The 17,948-nt window shown below is 58.5% G+C and carries 14 protein-coding genes and 4 tRNA genes; 5 read left to right on the top strand and 13 right to left on the bottom strand.

Going from position 1 to position 17,948, the window contains the following annotated elements; all coding sequences use genetic code 11:
• Nucleotides 1-115 precede the first annotated feature (115 nt).
• The 5 genes from gorA to AB5Y76_RS14365 form a co-directional block, all read right to left on the bottom strand.
• Entirely contained in the window at nt 116-1,465 is a 1,350-nt protein-coding gene (gene gorA / locus AB5Y76_RS14385) for a glutathione-disulfide reductase (RefSeq protein ID WP_263718271.1), read from the bottom strand.
• 76 nt (nt 1,466-1,541) lie between these two features.
• The gene (locus AB5Y76_RS14380) at nt 1,542-3,509 is read right to left on the bottom strand and encodes an ATP-binding protein (RefSeq protein ID WP_076494201.1); all 1,968 of its coding nucleotides are present in this window, start codon (nt 3,507-3,509) and stop codon (nt 1,542-1,544) included.
• A gap of 118 nt (nt 3,510-3,627) precedes the next feature.
• On the bottom strand, nt 3,628-6,708 hold the full coding sequence (locus AB5Y76_RS14375; RefSeq protein ID WP_005339270.1) for a multidrug efflux RND transporter permease subunit: 3,081 nt from the start codon (nt 6,706-6,708) through the stop codon (nt 3,628-3,630).
• Nucleotides 6,709-6,723: 15 nt separating this feature from the next.
• Entirely contained in the window at nt 6,724-7,857 is a 1,134-nt protein-coding gene (locus AB5Y76_RS14370; protein WP_005355753.1) for an efflux RND transporter periplasmic adaptor subunit, read from the bottom strand.
• Complete coding sequence (locus tag AB5Y76_RS14365) at nt 7,854-8,450, bottom strand: TetR/AcrR family transcriptional regulator (protein ID WP_005339267.1); 597 nt, start codon at nt 8,448-8,450, stop codon at nt 7,854-7,856. The genes AB5Y76_RS14370 and AB5Y76_RS14365 overlap by 4 nt, the downstream gene beginning before the upstream one ends.
• A 232-nt stretch (nt 8,451-8,682) precedes the next feature.
• On the opposite strand from AB5Y76_RS14365, the gene AB5Y76_RS14360 reads away from it, so the two are divergent.
• The 5 genes from AB5Y76_RS14360 to AB5Y76_RS14340 all read left to right on the top strand — a co-directional run bounded on the left by AB5Y76_RS14360 (nt 8,683) and on the right by AB5Y76_RS14340 (nt 9,840).
• Nucleotides 8,683-8,759 (top strand) — tRNA-Arg (locus AB5Y76_RS14360).
• 51 nt (nt 8,760-8,810) lie between these two features.
• Nucleotides 8,811-8,886 (top strand) — tRNA-His (locus AB5Y76_RS14355).
• A 20-nt stretch (nt 8,887-8,906) separates the two neighbouring features.
• A tRNA-Leu gene (locus AB5Y76_RS14350) sits at nt 8,907-8,992 on the top strand.
• 76 nt (nt 8,993-9,068) lie between these two features.
• Nucleotides 9,069-9,145 (top strand) — tRNA-Pro (locus AB5Y76_RS14345).
• Nucleotides 9,146-9,324: 179 nt separating this feature from the next.
• A complete protein-coding gene (locus AB5Y76_RS14340) occupies nt 9,325-9,840 on the top strand; it encodes a ricin-type beta-trefoil lectin domain protein (RefSeq protein WP_113740712.1) in 516 nt (171 codons plus the stop codon).
• Between the two features lie 34 nt (nt 9,841-9,874).
• Here the strand turns inward: AB5Y76_RS14340 and AB5Y76_RS14335 are convergent, their stop codons facing one another.
• From AB5Y76_RS14335 to AB5Y76_RS14300, 8 genes are all read right to left on the bottom strand, one after another.
• A complete protein-coding gene (locus AB5Y76_RS14335; protein WP_263718297.1) occupies nt 9,875-10,690 on the bottom strand; it encodes a Cof-type HAD-IIB family hydrolase in 816 nt (271 codons plus the stop codon).
• A gap of 89 nt (nt 10,691-10,779) precedes the next feature.
• Nucleotides 10,780-11,820 carry an alpha/beta fold hydrolase gene (locus AB5Y76_RS14330; RefSeq protein WP_263718270.1) on the bottom strand — a complete coding sequence of 347 codons (1,041 nt, stop codon included), beginning with the start codon at nt 11,818-11,820 and terminating at the stop codon, nt 10,780-10,782.
• Nucleotides 11,820-12,479, bottom strand: coding sequence for a CatB-related O-acetyltransferase (locus AB5Y76_RS14325; RefSeq protein WP_139438048.1), 660 nt, complete (start codon nt 12,477-12,479; stop codon nt 11,820-11,822). Before AB5Y76_RS14325 ends, AB5Y76_RS14330 begins: the two co-directional genes overlap by 1 nt.
• The gene (gene trmH / locus AB5Y76_RS14320) at nt 12,479-13,210 is read right to left on the bottom strand and encodes a tRNA (guanosine(18)-2'-O)-methyltransferase TrmH (protein WP_199428009.1); all 732 of its coding nucleotides are present in this window, start codon (nt 13,208-13,210) and stop codon (nt 12,479-12,481) included. The genes AB5Y76_RS14325 and trmH overlap by 1 nt, the downstream gene beginning before the upstream one ends.
• 44 nt (nt 13,211-13,254) lie before the next feature.
• Nucleotides 13,255-15,372, bottom strand: coding sequence for a bifunctional GTP diphosphokinase/guanosine-3',5'-bis pyrophosphate 3'-pyrophosphohydrolase (spoT, locus tag AB5Y76_RS14315; protein WP_005339255.1), 2,118 nt, complete (start codon nt 15,370-15,372; stop codon nt 13,255-13,257).
• 131 nt (nt 15,373-15,503) lie between these two features.
• Nucleotides 15,504-15,779: a DNA-directed RNA polymerase subunit omega gene (rpoZ, locus tag AB5Y76_RS14310; RefSeq protein WP_005307060.1), complete on the bottom strand. Its 276-nt coding sequence runs from the start codon at nt 15,777-15,779 to the stop codon at nt 15,504-15,506.
• Between the two features lie 79 nt (nt 15,780-15,858).
• On the bottom strand, nt 15,859-16,485 hold the full coding sequence (gene gmk / locus AB5Y76_RS14305) for a guanylate kinase (protein ID WP_263718269.1): 627 nt from the start codon (nt 16,483-16,485) through the stop codon (nt 15,859-15,861).
• A 303-nt stretch (nt 16,486-16,788) separates the two neighbouring features.
• Nucleotides 16,789-17,841: a glycosyltransferase family 9 protein gene (locus AB5Y76_RS14300; RefSeq protein ID WP_263718268.1), complete on the bottom strand. Its 1,053-nt coding sequence runs from the start codon at nt 17,839-17,841 to the stop codon at nt 16,789-16,791.
• Between the last annotated feature and the right edge of the window lie 107 nt (nt 17,842-17,948).

Below are 17,948 nucleotides of genomic sequence, written 5' to 3'. Positions count from 1 at the left end.
TTTGCGAGAGAAATAGTGAGGAGGGATCAAAAAACCCGGCCTGAGCCGGGTTTGGGGGAAGGGGTTACATGGCTGTAGAAGCAGGCTGCTCGTGACAGGCCAACTTCAAACGTACCTATCGCATCGTCACGAACTCTTCAGCACTGGTCGGATGGATAGCAACGCAGTTGTCGAAGTCAGCCTTGGTGGCCCCCATCTTCATGGCGACGCCGAAACCTTGCAGGATCTCGTCCATCGCAAAGCCGATGCCATGCAGACCGACCACCTTCTCTTCCGGGCCGACGCAGACCAGCTTCATCCGGGTGGGCTGGCGATGCTGGGTCAGTGCCGAGTACATGGCGGTGAACTGGCTGCGGTAGACCTTCACCTGATCCTCGCCGTATTGGGCGATGGCTTCCGGTTCGGTCATGCCTATGGTGCCGATGGGCGGGTGGCTGAACACCACGGTCGGCACCAGATCGTAGTTGAGGTGCTCGTTCGGCTTGTTGTTGAACAGCCGCTCGGAGAGGCGACGGCCCGCCGCGACGGCCACCGGGGTGAGCTGGATGCGCCCCGTGTTGTCACCCACCGCATAGATGTTGGCGACGGCGGTGTTCTGGAACTTGTCGGTCGGGATAAAGCCCTTCTCGTCCAGCGCGATGCCTGCGGCAGCCAGATTGAGGTTGTCGGTAGCCGGTACCCGGCCGATGGCCCAGATCAGGCAGTCAACGGTGAGGTGGCGACCATCTTCCAGTTGCAGGGTCAGGCTGTTGTCAGCGTTTTTGAGCACGGCTTTGGGAATGGCGTGGGTGTGCAGCTTGGGCCCTTCCTGCGCCATGATTTCGACCAGTGTCTCGTGGATCATGGGGTCGAAGTTGCGCAGCGGCGCGTGCTTGCGCACCACCAGATGGGTCTCTGAGCCGAGCGCCTGCATCACCCCTGCGATCTCGACTGCGATGTAGCCCGCACCCACTACGGCAACCCGCTTGGGTTGGCTTTGCAGATCGAAGAAACCGTCGGAGTCGATACCCAGCTCGGCACCCGGGATCGCCGGAATTTCCGGGCTGCCACCGGTAGCGATCAGGATATGATCGGCCGTGTAGTGCTCGCCATTAACCTCGATGGTGTTGCTGCTGACGAAGCGGGCGAAGCCCTTGATGACGGTGATCTGGTTCTTGCCCAGCACGTTCTGATAGGACTGGTGAATGCGGCCGATGTAGGCCTGGCGGGACTCGACCAGCTTGGCCCAGTTGAAGTGGTTGAGGGTGGTGTCAAAGCCGTAGTCGGCGCCATATTTCAGGGCATCGGCGATCTGGCCTGCATACCACATAGCCTTCTTCGGTACGCAGCCTACGTTGACGCAGGTTCCACCCAACTCTTTGGCTTCAATCAGGGCAACTTTCTTACCGTACATGGCAGCCCGGTTGGCAGAAGCAATACCGCCGCTGCCGCCGCCGATGGCGATATAGTCAAAATGCTGTGCCATTGCGAGGTTCTCCGCTCATTAAGAATGCAATCACAGCATGATGGGGATAAAGCGGCTGGCTCACAAGAGCCAGCGCTCAGTTATGTTGGATCGGCAGGCGAATATGGAACTGGGCGCCCTGGCCCGGTTCGCTGGCACAGCTGATACGGCCTTTCAGCAGTTGCACCACCAGGTTGTAGATGATGTGGGTGCCCAGACCGCTGCCGCCCTGACCCCGCTTGGAGGTGACGAAGGGATCGAAGATGCGCGGCAAGATTTCGGGCGGGATGCCGCGGCCGTTGTCCGAGTAGTCGATAAACAGCTCCTCTCCCTGCTGTTCCACCTTGATGGTGATCTTCTTCGGTTTGTCCCAGTTGTCGAACCCGTGGTTGATGGAGTTGAGGATCAGGTTCGAGTAGATCTGGGTAAAACTGCCCGGGAAGGAGAAGATAGACAGCTTGGGATCGCACTGGATATCCACTTCGCACTGGCTCTTCTTCAGTTTGTGGCCAAGCGAGACCACTACCTGATGGAGGTTGTCGGCGAGGCTGAAGTTGTAGCGTGCTTCCGATGACTGGTCGACAGCCACCTGTTTGAAGCTGGCGATCAGCTCGGAGGCGCGCCGCAGGTTGCTCTGCAGTAGCTGCATCGATTCGTCGAGGTTGACGGTAAACTCGTTGAGATAGGAGCGCGACAGCTGCTTGGAGTCGATATGGGACTTGAAGTCGGCGACCCGCTCCTGCAGGTAGGAGGAGGCGGTCACGCTGATGCCGATCGGAGTGTTGATCTCGTGTGCCACCCCGGCCACCAGCGAGCCGAGGGAGGCCATCTTCTCGGACTCCACCAGGGTCTGCTGGGCCTGTTTCAGGTCGTCGTACGCCTTGCCGAGCTGGTTGTTGGCTTCACTCAGGCTGCGGGTACGCTCCACCACCTTGCCTTCCAGCTGTTCGTTGAGCTGGATAATCTCCCGCTCGACCTTTTTCAGCTGGGTGATGTCGTAGCCGAAGCCGATCTGGTACTTGAGGTTGGGACCATCGTAGAAGGGGACGAAGGTCCATTGCAGTACCAGCTCATGGGCCTGCTGGTCATGCATGATGACCTCTTTGTCAGCCAGTGAACCTTCCGCCGCCAGAATATCGTTCAGCTCTTCCCGTTGCGCCGGGCTGACAAAGAGATCCAGCCAGTTGTGCTGCAACAATTCTTGCTGGTGGTAGCCGGTCAGCAGTATGGCTGCCGGGTTGATGCTGGCGATGGTCAAATCCGGTTCCATGCAGCAGATGACCATGTTGGCGGAGTTGATCAGGGTGGCGGAGAAGTCCCGCTCCTTTTGCAGCTGTTCGACCGCCTGATGGCGGGCAACCAGCTCGTCACGCAGCCGGGTACGCATCTGGTTGAGGGTGGAGACCAGGGTATCCAGCTCATCGGGTTTCTTGCGTGGCTGCGGGCGGCCTTCCAGCTCCAAAGCCATGTCGAGCCGATCGAGGTTGAACTTCTGGGCGTAGTTGGCGATGCGGTTGATGTGCCTGACTACCAGATAATAAATGATGATCAGGATGCAAAATGAGACCACCAGGGTCTTGATGGTCTGGCTGACCATGATCAGCACCGATTTTTCGATGAGGCGCTGGTAGATCTGCTCGAGAGAGGCGGCAACGAACAGCTTGCCGACGATTTCACCCTGATAGGTGAGGTTGAATTCGCGGGAGATATCATAGCTTTCCCGCTCGACCCCCTGGGTCAGCAGCGGGACTTCGGAGTTGCCGAGCATCTCCTTGACCATCACGAACTGCATGTTGGGCAGGTTCATGATCCCTTCAATTTGCACTTTGACCTGCTCTTCATCCAGGTTCCACAAGCTGGCGGCGATGGGTTGCAGGAACGAGGCCTCGATCTGGCCGATGCTGTCTTCGATGACGGCAACATCCTTGCGGTAATCCCAGGCGAGTTGCAGCGCCGTAATGATCATCGCCAATACGGTACTGCACACCAGAATGTAGGAGAGCAGGCGATATGAGAGTCCGTTGCGGCCTACGGCCCTGGCGGTCTTGGTGAAGAGTCCTGACATGGCGTCCTTGCGGTCTGGATGTGGTGTTTTTTAGTTTAACTGCTTCATGCACTTATGTCGTCTTTCCTGCGAAGCATAAAAAAGGCCCCGATACGGGGCCTTTGCATGTGATTGATGATTAATGTCCGCCGTTTGCTTTGGGCGGAATGGTTTCATCGAATACCGGCAAGGGTTTGTGCTCGGAAGCCAGATAGGTGTAGATCACCGGCAGCACGAACAGAGTGAACAGGGTACCGATGGCAAGACCTGCCACGATGACGATACCGATACTGAAACGCTGTGCCGCACCGGCGCCAGCGGCGTAGAGCAGCGGGATCAGACCGGCAATCATGGCCGCCGTGGTCATCAGGATCGGACGCAGACGCACCTTGGCGGCCTGCATCACGGCTTCCATCCGGTTCATGCCGCGCAGCAGCTGCTCTTCCTTAGCTACTTCACAGATCAGGATACCGTGCTTGGTAATCAGACCCACCAGGGTGATGAGGCCCACCTGGGAGTAGATGTTCATGGTCGCCATCCCCCATGCCAGGGCAATCAAGGCCCCGCTAATGGCGAGCGGTACAGAGACCATGATGACCAGCGGGTCACGCACCGACTCGAACTGGATTGCCAGCACCAGGAAGATGATGGCCAGAGCCAGCGCGAAGGTGGCATAGAGCGCATTGCCTTCGGTGACGAACTGACGTGCTTCACCCATGAAGTCGTAACGGTAGCCTTGCGGCAGCTTCTCGTCGGCGGTGGTCTGGAACCAGTTGATCGCATCACCCATGGCCACGCCCGGAGCCGGAACGGCGCCTATGGTGGCGGAGTTCAGCTGGTTGAAGTGGGGCAGGGCGCGGGGCTCGCCAACCACTTCAATGCTGATCAGGCTGCCGAGCGGGATCGACTTGCCGTCTGCGGCCCGCACGTAATAGCCCTTGATGGACTCCGGATTGAGTCGGTACTTGCGCTCGACCTGCGGGATCACCTCGTAGGAGCGGCCATCCAGGTCGATACGGTTGACGTAACCGTCCGCCATCATGGTGCCCATGGTGATTCCGATATCCTGCATGGTGATGCCGTAGGCACCCGCCTTGTCCTTGTCGATGCGGATCTTCATGGTGGCGGAGTCGTAGTTCAGATCAAGATCCGAATAGACGAACTGACCGTTACTCTGCGCCGCTGCCAGAATTTCACCGGCCACCAGGAACAGGCTTTCGAAGCTGTTCGGGGTGGTGATGACGAACTGGATCGGCAGACCACTCGATGCACCCGGCAGTTCCGGGAACTGGAAGGTGGTGATGGCCATACCCGGGATGTCTTTCACCAGATTGGCGACCCGATCCAGCACCTCTTTCTGGCTCGCTTCACGCTGGCTCCAGGGCACCATGGAGGCGATACCGAACGCCTGGTTGGCATTGAACACCCCGGAGAAGACCTGGGAGAAGGCTATTTCGGGCTGGTCGTCCAGGATCTTGTTCACATCCGCCATGGTGTTTTCGATGTAGTCCAGGTTGGCGTTGGACGGTGCGGTACCCAGCACGGCCATTACCCCCTTGTCCTCTGACGGTGCCAGTTCGCTCGGGATGAACTTGAACAGCAGCGGCAGGCTGGCGAACACGATGACGGCGAACACCACGATGACGGGGCGCTTTTTCATCACGGCGTGCAGCATGCTGTCGTAGCGATCGGTCATCCGTTCCAGCAGGTGGTGGACTGTGCTCTCGAATTTGCCCGGCTTCTCGTTGGCCTTGAGCATCTTGGAACACATCATCGGTGACAGAGTCAGGGCGATGATGCCCGAGACGAACACGGCGCCAGCCAGCGTCAGGGCAAACTCCTTGAACAGGGAGCCTGTGATACCCCCCATCAGGGCGATAGGGGCGTATACCGCCGCCAGGGTGACCGTCATGGCGATAACCGGAACCGCAATTTCACGGGTACCGATAATGGCGGCCCGGAACGGTTCTTCCCCCTCCTTGATATGGCGGTCGACGTTCTCCAGCACCACGATGGCGTCATCCACCACCAGACCGATCGCCAGCACCATCGCCAGCAGGGTCATCAGGTTTATCGAGAAGCCGAACATATCCATCATCATCACCACGCCGATGAGACTGAGCGGAATGGTGATGATCGGGATGATGACCGCGCGGAACGAACCAAGGAACAGGGTGATGACCACCAGAACGATGGCGGCTGCCTCCAGGATGGTCTTGATAACCTCGTGGATGGACTCGTTGATCGCCACGGTGGAGTCATACATCACGTTGAGACGCATGGTGCTCGGCATATTGCGCTCAAGGCTCGGCAGCAACGCCAGCACATCGTGGGCGATGTTGATGGGGTTGGCTGTCGGCGCGGCGTTGACCGCCATGACCACTGCTTCGCGGCCATTGGCGCTGGCGCGATAGATGTCGTGGCTCTTCTCGAGGGTCACCTTGGCAATGTCGGAAAGGCGGATCACCTTGCCGTCCCGGGTAGCAACGACCAGACGCTTCAGCTCGTCGACATCCTTGACCTGGGTCTCGGCGTTGCCGTTGAACAGGGTAAAGTAACCGGTCGCCTGACCTGTCGCGGACTGATAGTTGTTGCTGTTGAGCACCGTCATCACGTCGCTGGCAGTCAGGTTGAAGGCCGCCATCTTGGCCGGATCCAGCCATACCCGCAGGGCAAACTCGACACCGCCGTAGAGATCAACCTTGGAGACCCCGCCGACAGTAAAGAGCTGCGGCTTGATAACCCGCTCCAGATAGTCGGTGATCTGGCTGGAGTTGAGCTCCGGGCTGGTAAAGCCGAGGTAGAGCACCGCCGTGGTTGAACCGGTGGAGGAGGTGACCGACGGGTCTTCCGCCTCTTTCGGCAACTGGGAGCGCACCGAGTTCACCTTCGCCAGGATGTCGGACAGCGCGGCGTTGGGGTCGGTGTTGAGCTTCATGTACGCGGTGATGGTGGAGCTGCCCAGCTGGCTGGAGGAGGTCATGAAGTCGATGTTGTCGGCTTGCGCGACCGCCTGTTCCAGCGGCTGGGTGATGAACCCCTGGATCAGATCAGAACTGGCGCCATAGTAGCCAGTGCTGACGGTGATCACCGTGTTGGTCACCTCGGGGTATTCCCGTACCTGCATCTTGAAGATGGCCTGAAAGCCCAGCAAGGCGATCAGGAAGCTGAGCGAGATCGCCAGCACAGGCCGTTTTATAAATATGTCAGTAAATCGCATCGCAGATCTCCGCGCTTACAGCATCGGGGTTTGTGCCGGAACGGCCAGGGCATCGTTCTCGACCACATGCACCTTGGTGTCGTTGCTCAGGCGAACCTGACCTGACAGTACGATCTGGTCACCGGCCTGGATGCCGGAGAGCACATGCACATCGTTGCCACGGCGCTCACCGGCCTTGACCACAACCTGCTTGGCTCGCAGCACTTTCACCTTGTTACCCTCTTTGTCGGTCTCTTCGCCCTCTTTGAGCACGTAGACGTTCTGACCGTAAAGGGTGAAGGAGATAGCGGTTTGCGGGATCACGATCTGATCTTTCACCGTCGGCAGAATGATGCTGGCGCGGGCGAACATACCGGAACGCAGCTGACCGTCGTTGTTCGGAATGTCTGCTTGTACCTGGATCAGGCCGCTCTGGAAGTTGACCGCAGGCTCGATGGCGGTGATATGACCGTCAAACTGGGTTTGCGGATAGGCATCCACATTGATCTTGATGGTCTGGCCCAGCTTGATTTTGGAGATATCGGTCTGGGGCACGGTGAAGCGCAGGCGCATCACGCTGGTATCTTCCAGGCGCACGATATCTGTGCCCGGCTGCAGATACTGACCGAGGAACACATTGCGCAGGCCGACCACGCCGCTAAAGGGCGCACGGACTTCACGACGGGCAATGGTCGCCTTCAGACTCTCGATATCCGCTTCCAGTGAGCGATAGGCCGCTTCCGCCTCATCCAGCTGCTCTTTGGAGATGGAGCTGGTCTTGTAGAGGTTCTGGAAACGATCGAACTTGGCTTTTGCCGCCGGCAGCTTGGCCTGGGAGGCGCGCAGATTGGCCCGCTCCACGGTGGAGTCAAGGCTCAGCAGCAGCTGGTCAGCCTTGACCGGTTTGCCCGACTCGAAGGTGATGGCGTCAATGGTACCTGCCAGTTCGGTGGAGAGGGTCACCCCCTGATTCGGCTCGATGAAGCCGATTGCTTCGATGGTCGGTACCCAATCCTGCGCCTTGGTCACCATGGCGGTGACGGGGAACTCGGGTTCCGGCCGGTTGGCCATGTATTGGGCAATCATCTTCTGTTTGAACAAATTGAAGCCGATGACGCTGCCAAACAAGGCGATCGCTATCAGCAACATAATGGCCATCCACTTTTTCATGAACAGGCTCCTGAGGTGGAAAGATTGGGGGATAAAATGGCATTCCAGCTGGCCCGGATCGCGGTTTCCAACTGCGATTCGGTCAGCGTGATGTTGTGCACCCTGCACTGCAGGGCCAGATGCATGACACTGTCCAGACTCAACACCTGGAGTGCCCGTATCGGTAAATCAATAAACAATCCTTGTTCAACGCCCTGTTCAAAAAATCGGTCCAGAGGCTCCCAGGCAGCCAGAATGACAGGATTGGTCTCCAATTCTGCCCCTAGCGGAGAGCTCTCGTACTGCAATTTGCACCGGATAGCGTTGGGTTCGTTAACAAAAATGGCATGAATATTGAGCCATAATTGGCGAAATTGTTGAAATGAAACTTTATCGATTGCTACATCGGCCATGACCATGGGCACACACTGCAAGATAGTGTGCTGGTGCAGTTGCCGGATCAGATCATCCTTGTCGCCGAAGTAGCGATAGATGGTGCCTGTGGCAACATTGGCTTTCTTGGCGACTTCCGCAATCGACAGACCATGAAAACCCCGTTCACCCAGTACCTCATGGGCCGCGTTGAAGATGCTCTCTTTTTTATCCAGAATCATCAGTGTGACTTTCGATTGAATGAACGTTCATTCATTCTAGATGGGCATCAAATCAAGTCAAGGCAGCAAGGCGATTTGCGACTGCGATCTGCCCCTTTTCGGCTGGCAGCAGGGGAATAGTGGAAGAAAAGTGCGCAATATGCTTGAAAAAACAACGAACAGTGTTTCGGTGACAGAAAAGTGTAGACAAACCAGCAACCATCATTAATAATGCGCCCCGTTCGACAGCGTAGCGCCCGTAGCTCAGCTGGATAGAGCGCTGCCCTCCGGAGGCAGAGGTCACAGGTTCGAATCCTGTCGGGCGCACCATCAAAAGTGCGTCGGTTAAACGGGCGTTGTTGTGGAACGAAAACAGCTGTGGTGGCTGTAGCTCAGTTGGTAGAGTCCCGGATTGTGATTCCGGTTGTCGTGGGTTCGAGCCCCATCAGCCACCCCATTTTACAGCTTGTCAGGTACGCGAAGGTGGCGGAATTGGTAGACGCGCTAGCTTCAGGTGTTAGTGCCCCCCGGGTGTGAGGGTTCGAGTCCCTCTCTTCGCACCATACTTGCTGTATGACGAGGATGACCATCAGGTCGTCTTTGTTTTTTTGAAGTAAACTATTTTGAAAGAAATAGCCTCGGTGATTAGCGCAGTCCGGTAGCGCATCTGGTTTGGGACCAGAGGGTCAAAGGTTCGAATCCTTTATCACCGACCACATTTAGAAAAACCTCGCTTCGGCGGGGTTTTTTACTTTCCGGCCTCCGCTGGGCCAGCACTCTCTCCCTGTTACGTCTGTTTACACTCTATTTGGGCAGCGCGCCCCGCCTTTCGGTTATGCTTCAGCCTCGAGTCACTGACAACCGGATGTCATCGGCCCATTTCAGGCATTTTCCCATGAATAACAAAATTTCCTTTGCTTGCTCTCCCGCCCTGCTGGCTGCCTTGCTGCTGGGTGGCTGTACCATCAAGCCGCCATCCACCGATGTGATGATGGGCTCCATTGCTTCACAACCGCAGGAGGAGCGCTCTCTCTCCCCCTTGCTGACCAGCGGTGATTTTTGCGTTGCGGTGTCCCAACAGAAGGTGTTGGCACAACCTTGCAGCGGAAAAGACGATCAACTGTTCGAGTGGGATCTGGGTGAGTTGCGCCTGCAGGATCTCTGTTTGCAAGCCAAAAACGACAGCGAGTTGATGCTGGCACCCTGTGACGGTCAGGCGCAGTGGGAGTGGCAGAAAGACAAGCTGTTCAACAGCAAGGTTTCCCGCTGCCTCGATGTGGCCGGGCGACGCCATACCCCCGGCACGCCGCTGCGGCTGGCCGAATGCTACGGTGGAGCGAACCAGAGCTTCAGCTGGCAGCGGCCCAATCCCTGGCTGGAAACCCTGAAAAAACAAAGCCTCACATGGTGAGGCTTTGCTGAATCGGATGTCGGGATGAAGAGGATCAGGCAGCGCTGACGCTCTCCAGCTCGAACAGCTTCTCCAGATAGACGGCGACGCCATCTTCGTCGGAGGTGAGGGTCTGCTCATACTCCGGCAGCGCCATTTTCAGGCGGTCATGGGCGTTGCCCATCACGATGCCGCGTCCCACCATGGTCAACATCTCGAAGTCGTTCATGCCATCGCCGAAGGCGATCGCCTCCGACATATCGAACCCGTTCTGCTCCAGCACGGCACGCACCGCATTGCCCTTGTGCACCCCGGCGTGCATCACTTCGAGGCAGTCCGGCAATGAGAAGGTGACGTTGAGCTGATCGCCATAGCGCTGGTTGAGGTGTGCCTCGATCTTCAGCAGCTTCTCGTGGTCACCGATGTAGAACACCTTGTTGATCTGTTCTGTCGGTTCCTGCTTCAGGTCATCGACCAGACGGTAGGTGAACCCTGACTCGTCGTGGAACTGCAGCAACCAGGGCAGCTCCTCTTCCACCACCCAGTCATCACCCTGATAGACATTGAGGTGGATAGAGGGGTCGCGCTCCAGCGCAATCAGTTCGGCGGCGATCTCGGTCGGCAGCGGCTGGTTGAAAATCAGCTGATCCTGTTTGTCATGGACCACGGCGCCATTGGAAGTAATGAGGTAGATGTCCATCCCCAGCGCATCGCGGAAGCTGCGAACGTCAACGTGATGACGGCCGGTGGCGACCACAAATTTCACACCTTGTTCTACCAGGCGGTGCAGGGTATCCCGGGTTCGGGGAGAGATCTGGTGCTGCTTGTTGAGCAGAGTGCCATCGAGATCGGATACAACTACCTTGAACATCATTACCTCGGCATCGATTGAAAACAGGGGCAGTTTACCTTAGCCCGCACTGTCACCCCATTTATTTAGGGTTACAAAAAATAGTCAGCTCAGAAGCGGGCGAAAAAGTCGACCATCGCGGTCAGGGCGGGCTGGCGCTTGTCATCGGATTCGATAAACAGCTCGTGCCAGGCACCCTCGATGCGCAGTGGCTTACCCCCTTCGCACTTGGCAATGGTGCAGAAGCGATCCTGCGCGGCATTGTCCACCACGCTGTCGTCGCCAGCCTGCAGCACCAGCAGCGGCGTCTTGATGGCGCCCGCATCGGCGATGGCAGCATCGGCACCGATGATCCCCTGATAAATCCAGTGGGCGGTCGCGCCACCCAGCTTGATCTGCGGGTGCTGTTCGTAGATTTGGCGGAACGCCTGATAGCGGGACTGGCTGTGTGTCAGCTCGTTATCGGCAAAGCCGTGATCCTGATAGGCGCTCTGACCGGGGCCGTAGGGAGGCTCGCCAAGCCAGCCGCCGACCGTGCCTATGGTGCTCGCCAATCCCTTGGCCAGCCACTTGGGCAGACCGCCGAGATTGATGCCCAGCATGGGGGAGGAGAGCACGGCCGCTTTGATATCATCGGGCCAGCGCTCCAGATAGCGGGCCGAGATGGCGCCACCCATGGAGTGGGCCAGCAGGAACAGCTTGGCGGGCTGGTCCGCCATGATGATCTGGTCGTGAAACTGCTTCAGATCGACCACATAATCGTCGAACTGGTCGACATATCCCTTCTGCGGGTCATTCAGTATCCGGTCGGACATCCCCTGACCACGATGGTCGATGAGATAGAGGCTGTAGCCCTGACGCCAGAGATCCCACGCCAGCTCCTGATACTTGAGGTAGCTCTCGACCCGGCCATTGACGATCAGGATGGCGCGATCGACCTTGGCTTGCCGCAGCGCGGCATAGCGGATGGTTACGCCATCCTTGCCCTTGAACTCTCCTTCCACCGCATGCTGGCGCCAGAAGTCGGGCAGGGTTTGCTGGTAGAGGCTGGGTACATCGGCTTCGCTGGTGAGCTGATAGGTATTGGTCATGGCAAGGGCTCCGGCAGAAAACAGGGTCAGGGCCAACAGGGAAAGAGAGAGGGGTTTCATCAGGCACACTCCTGTTGCCAATGGTGATAAAGGGCCGCGATATCCCCCGAGCAGAGCAGCGCCATGCAGGCTTGCAAGCGAGGCAGGGGCCAGTCCCACCACTGCATCTCTTGCAGCATGAGGATCTGCTCATCGCTGAAACGGCGGCGGATCGGCTGGGCCGGGTTGCCGCCGACTATGGTGTAAGGGGCCACATCCTTGGTCACCACGGCGCGGGTGGCGATGACCGCACCATCACCTATGGTGATGCCGGGCATGATCATCGCTTCCGAGCCGATCCAGACATCGTTGCCAATCCGGGTGTCCCCCTTGCGCTGGAAGCCGCTGCGGGCACCTTCGCCAAAGGTGTCGGGGTTGAACGGGAAGGTGGAAACCCAATCCAGCCGGTGGCCCTGATTGCCCGCCAACATGAAGGTGGCGCCCGAGCCGATGGAGCAGAACTTGCCGATGATCAGCCGGTCCACCTCGCCCCAGAGGCCGCTCTCCCAGGTGTCGCGGGTCGAGCCATCGCCGAGCAAGTAACGGACGCAGTGATCCTCGAACGGTTTGCCGTGGTAGTAGCCCGAGTAGTAGCTGTAGTCACCGGCCTCTATGTTCGGGTTGGTCAGGTGATCCCGGATGATTTGCGATTCCAGCCAGCTGCCAAAAGGGTTTTCCATCACTCCTCCTGCGGATCGTCCTGCTCGCTCTGCTGCGCCCACCCTTTGCGGGTCAGCTGCATCCGTTGCCACCACTCTTCGTCCGCCAGAATTTCACCGGCCGGGCCGAGCTGGGGGTAGGGCATCTCTTTCTCTTTGCAGAGCTGGGCATAGATAGGATAACCCCCCTCGAACAGGATGCTGTTCTGCTCCTCCAGCGTGAGCGGGCAGCCGCGTTGATAGCAACCGGCCAGCTCGCGCTGGCGCTGCGCCTCGTAGAGGATTGCGGCGGCAGCCACCGAGACGTTGAGGGACTGCACCATGCCCACCATGGGGATGACGATATGGTGATCGGCCAGGGCCAGCGCCTCTTCACCGATGCCGTGCTTCTCCTGACCCACCAGAATGGCGGTCGGTTTGGTGTAGTCGATAGCGCGAAAATCGACCGAGCTGTCGGAGAGGTGAGTCGCCAGGATCTGCATGCCTGAAGCTTTCAGCTCGGCAACGGCTGTGCCGATATCCGGGTGCAGTTTTACATCCACCCAGTTCTGGCTGCCGCGGGCGGTGCCCTTGCGCTTGTGGATCCAGGTTTTGGGCCAGACGGCGTGTACCCGGTGGATGCCGATGGCATCGGCGGTACGCACGATGGCAGCCAGATTGTGAGGTTTATGGACCTCTTCCATGCAGACGGTCAAATCGATCTGACGCTGGGCCAGCATGTCGGTGATGCGCTTGAAGCGTTCGGGGGTCATGGCTTGTCTCTATAAAAGCAGCAGGCGGCTTGCGCCGCCTGTGTTCAGTTCTTCTGTCGGCTCACCTTGAGCACGTTGGGCATTACGCGGATCTTGCGCATGATGTTGGCCAGGTGGATGCGGCTCTTGGTGGTGATAAGCAGGCTGACCTGATAGACCCGGCCATCCTTCTCTTCGGTGCTGATGGCGTGAATATTGGCGCCGGTGGCGGCAATCACGTTGGCCAGCTCGGCCAGCGCACCCTGATGGTTGACGATCTCGATGCTGATACCGGTGCGGAACTCCTGTTCCTGCTCCTTGTCCACTTCCCACTGCACCGGCAGGTACTTGTCCGGCTCCTTGCTGTAGCCCTTGATGTTGCGGCAGGCTTCCTGGTGGATAACCAGACCCTTGCCCGGACTGATATGGGCGATAATGGCATCTCCCGGGATCGGACGGCAGCAGTTGGCGAAGGTGACCAGCATGCCGTCGGCCCCCTTGATCGGCATCTTCTTGCTGCTGGTTTTGGGTTGCTCTTCCGGCGGCAGTTCATCCCCCAGCATGCGGCGCGCCACCATGACACTCATGGCGTTGCCGAGGCCCACATCGGCCAGCAGCCCCTGCAGGTTCTCATGCTTGGTATCGGCGAGCACCTGCTTGATGCGCGGCTCGGGGATGTCTTCGATATTCTTGGCGCCCAGCGCATGGTTGAGCAGGCGGCGACCCAGCACCACCGACTCTTCGGTGCGCAGGTTCTTGAGGAACTGGCGGATCTTGGAGCGTGCCTTGGTGGTCACCACGAAGTTGAGCCAGGCCGCGTTGGGGCGGGCGCCCGGCGCCGTGATGATCTCCACCGTCTGGCCCGAGTGCAGCGGGCTGCTGAGCGGGTAGGGGTGGCGGTCGACCCGCGAACCGACGCAGGCATGGCCGATATCGGTGTGCACCGTGTAGGCGAAGTCCACCGGCGTGGCGCCAGCGGGCAGCTCCATGATGCGTCCTTCCGGCGTGAACACGTAGATCTCGTCGGGGAAGAGGTCGGTCTTAACCCCTTCGATAAATTCAAACGAGCTGCCGGCGCTCTGCTGCAATTCCAGCAGGCTCTGCATCCAGCGCTGGGCGCGGATCTGGGCAGTGGTGCCCGAACTGTCGCCATCCTGCTTGTAGGCCCAGTGGGCGGCAACCCCTTTGTCGGCCATCTGATCCATGAACTCGGTGCGAATTTGCACCTCGACCGGTACCCCGTGCGGCCCCACCAGCGAGGTGTGCAGCGACTGGTAGCCGTTGGTCTTGGGGATGGCGATGTAATCCTTGAAGCGGCCGGGGCGCGGTTTGTAGAGGCTGTGCATCTGTCCCAGCACCCGGTAACAGGTATCTATGTCCTTCACCTTGACACGAAAGGCGTAGATATCCATTACCTCATGAAATTGCAGCTCTTTTTTCTCCATCTTGTTGTAGATGGAGAACAGATTCTTCTCGCGGCCACTGACCTGATGCTCGATCCCCGCCTCCTTCAGGCGACCGCTGATTTCGCTCTGGATGGAGTCGATGATCTCGCGGCGATTGCCACGGGCGCGGCGCACCGATTCGCGCAACACGCGGGATCGCATGGGATAGAGCGCCTCGAAACCCAGCTCTTCCAGCTCGTTCTTCATGGTGTGAATACCGAGGCGGTTGGCTATGGGGGCGAAGATTTCGAGGGTTTCCCGGGCGATGCGGCGGCGTTTGTCAGGGCGCAGGGAGCCCAGGGTGCGCATGTTGTGGGTGCGGTCGGCCAGCTTGATCAGAATGACCCGGATATCTTGGGTCATTGCCATCACCATCTTGCGGAAGTTCTCGGCCTGCGCCTCTTTGCGATCGCGAAATTTCAGCTTGTCGAGCTTGGAGACCCCGGCCACCAGTTCTGCAACCGCATTGCCGAATTGTTCGGCCAGATCGGCTTTGGTGACAGAGGTGTCTTCGATGACGTCGTGCAGCACGGCGGCCATCAGGGTTTCATGATCGAGGCGCATGTCACCCAGGATCCGGGCAACGGCAACGGGGTGGGTGATATAGGGTTCGCCACTGGAACGCATCTGACCCTGGTGGGCATCGCGGGCCACCACATAGGCTTGCTTGAGCTTCTCAACCTGCTCTGGCGGCAGGTAGGAACTGGCTATTTCTTTAAGGTTTTCAAATAAATACAAGACAGTCCCCGCAGCGGTGAAACGGCAATTCGTGGAATTGAGGGTATAGCCCTGAGTTTGCGAGGTTTTCGAGCGGTTGTAAATGGGGATGAACAGTCGGCACCCGGGCGGGTGCCAACCGGAGGAATAACTTAACCGCGGCCTTCGGCGATGGCAGCAACGGCAGCCAGCTCGGCGGCTTCCTGCTCTTGCTGTTCGTAGCGGTCCTGGGTGTCCATCACTTGATTGTTCACCAGACCCAGCTCGATCTCACGCAGGGCGATCACAGTCGGCTTGTCGTTCTCTTCGTCGACCAGGGGATCTTTGCCTTGTACCGCGATTTGACGAGCGCGGCGCGCGGCGACCAGCACCAGGTCAAAACGGTTACCTACCTGTTTTACAGCATCTTCTACAGTAACGCGTGCCATGCAGGACTCCAGTGTTTGGGCTTTCTGTATTTAGAAAAGCAGTGTTTAAAAATGACGCAAAAGTTTACTTGTTTTTGGCTTACTCTGCCAGTAGCTGTTGCAGCAAGTTTTTTTGAGCCTGTTGCTGGTGACGCATCTCCAGCCGTTGGCACTCAATAATGGACCTGAGCTGGAACAGCGCCTGCTCGAAGTCTTCATTGATAATGACATAGTCATACTCGTCGTAGTGCACCATTTCGGCAATGGCTTTCGCCATTCGGCCGGCAATCACTTCGGTGCTGTCCTGACCGCGCCCAATCAGGCGGCGTTCCAGCTCTTCGCGGCTGGGGGGCAGGATGAAAATGGATTTGGTCGGCATCTGCTCGCGGATCTGGCGGGCACCTTGCCAGTCGATGTCGAGGAATACGTCGATTCCCTTGGCTAGACAGGCTTCGATGGCGGCGCGTGAGGTGCCGTAGTAGTTGCCGAACACTTCGGCCCACTCCAGAAAATCACCACGTTCGATCAGTGCCTTGAACTCTTCCACCTGAACGAAGTGGTAGTGTACGCCGTGCTCTTCGCCAGGACGGGTGGCGCGAGTGGTGTGGGAAACCGACAGCTGCATCTTGCCCGCAGCGTTATGTTGGGTCAGCAAGGCATTGAGCAGACTGGATTTACCCGCGCCGCTCGGAGAGGAGATGATATAGAGAGTGCCTTGTTGCGCCATATTATTACCTTTAATCGAAACCGCTGTTTTGGTTGTAGCAGAGACCGCCGTCTTGTGCCCGAAAGGGAGACAGCCAAACGCAAAACGCGGAAAATTCTTGAGTCAGGAGGATGTAAAGGCGGCGAATTTTACCAGAATGCGGCGAATAAAAAAACGGCCGGAATCATATTCCAGCCGATCAAAGTATTCGTAGCTTGCTGCGGGAGCGTAACCCACATCAGCCTGCATTGTGCCTTTGGCTGGGGGCAGAGGCTATCAGGTTATCCCTGCCTGATGGCTCGGAATTCCCGAGGTGCCCTGTCACTACGGCAGTTGACGATCTGCACAGAGCCGATCGAACGCGGCGATCACCTGCTCGCTGGTGATTTTTCGCATGGCCTCCGGGTCTTTGAGACGGGTGCGCCAGCTCAATTCGGCCAGCGGCTTGCCGGTCTCCTGCTCGACCAGCTCCTGATAGACGCTGACCACATAGTCGCGGCACAGATATGGGCCGGTGCGTGCCGGATTGTGGTGGGCATAGAGGCCGATCACCGGCGTGCCGACTATGGTGGCCATATGGGTGGGGCCGGTATCGGGGGCCAGTACCAGACTCGCCTCGCCAATCAGCGCCAGCAGCTGCTTGAGGTTGGTCTGCCCCACCAGATCGACCGGCTTGCTCTGGCTTAAGCGCTGGATCTCGGCGGCCAGATCCCGCTCCAGCTTGGCCGGCCCGCCACAGAGATAAACCTGAAAGCCCTTGTTGGCGGCGTGATCCGCCAGCGCGGCATAGCCTGCGGCAGTCCAGTTCTTGAAGGCCTTGCTGGCTGCGGCGCAGATAAGCAGGGTCGGTTTACCGCCAATCTTCTCCTTTGCCCACGCCTGATGTTCGGCGCTGATGGGCAGTTGCCAGTCCGGGGTCAGATCCTTGATGCCGAGCTCTTTGGCGAAAGCGAGGAAACCGTCCAGCACATGGGGGGAGGCAGGCGAAGGCACCTTGTGGTTGGTGAACAGCCACTGGCCGTCGCTGGCCCGTTCCCGATCAAACCCGAGTTTGACCTTGGCCTGGATGCCGAGGGTGGCGATGCTGGCTCGCATCGCTGCCTGCAGGTGGAGCAGGGCATCGAATTTGCGCCCCTTGAGGGTCTGCCAGAGATCGCGATAGCCGCGCCACCCCTTGCTCTTGTCGAAGGGGATTACCTCGACGCCGGGCAGATCGGCAAACAGGGTTGCCTCGATTTTGCCGGTGATCCAGGTGATACGGGTCTGTGGCCACTCCCGCTGGATGACGCGCACCAGCGCCAGTGCGTGGCAGCAATCCCCGATGGCGGAGAGCCGCAGGATGCAGATGGAGGAGGGGGGCGTTTGAAATAGCGGCATGTTGTGGCGCACGGCTGGCAAAAAGAGTGGATGGCATTATGCAAACTCCCCTCTGGATTGTAAAATTGCGCACAATCGTCAGCCAGGATAGGCCGGGCCCAGCGCCA

Source organism: Aeromonas sp. R1-2 (genome assembly GCF_040908505.1).
Taxonomy (GTDB): Bacteria; Pseudomonadota; Gammaproteobacteria; order Enterobacterales; family Aeromonadaceae; genus Aeromonas; species Aeromonas veronii.
Note: the sequence above shows the minus strand (reverse complement) of the source record. Positions and strands in the feature narration are given on the sequence as shown.